The organism is Mesorhizobium sp. Cs1299R1N1, from assembly GCF_037179655.1.
Taxonomy (GTDB): domain Bacteria; phylum Pseudomonadota; class Alphaproteobacteria; order Rhizobiales; family Rhizobiaceae; genus Mesorhizobium; species Mesorhizobium salmacidum.
Genome location: NZ_JAPYKR010000120.1, coordinates 1 through 505, shown reverse-complemented (window position 1 = coordinate 505; position 505 = coordinate 1). Strand labels below are relative to the sequence as shown.

General features: G+C 68.7%; 1 pseudogene. It reads left to right on the top strand.

Annotated features, from left to right (window positions below):
• A pseudogene (locus O7A70_RS33990) lies at positions 1-505 on the top strand (acetyl-CoA C-acyltransferase); the annotation flags it as partial.

Genomic DNA, 505 nt, shown 5'->3' with positions numbered 1-505 from the left:
GAAGGAGGTCGAGGACGTCGTGATGGGCGCGGCGCTCCAGCAGGGCGCGACCGGCGGCAACATCGCGCGCAAGGCGCTGCTCCGCGCGGGTCTCCCCGTGACCGTCGCCGGCACCACCATCGACCGGCAATGCGCCTCGGGCCTGCAGGCGATCGCGCTCGCCGCGCGCTCGGTGATCTTCGACGGCGTCGAGATCGCGGTCGGCGGCGGCGGCGAGTCGATCTCGCTGGTTCAGAACGACAAGATGAACGGCTTCCACGCGCAAGATCCCGCGCTGCTCAAGATCAAGGGCGAGGTCTACATGCCCATGATCGACACCGCCGAGATCGTCGCCAAGCGCTACGGCATCTCGCGCGAGAAGCAGGACGAATATTCGCTGGAGAGCCAGCGCCGCACCGCCGCGGCCCAGCAGGGCGGCAAGTTCAGGGATGAGCTCGCGCCGATCACGACGCAGATGGCGGTCACCGACAAGGCGACCGGCGCCGTCTCGTTCAAGGAGGTGACC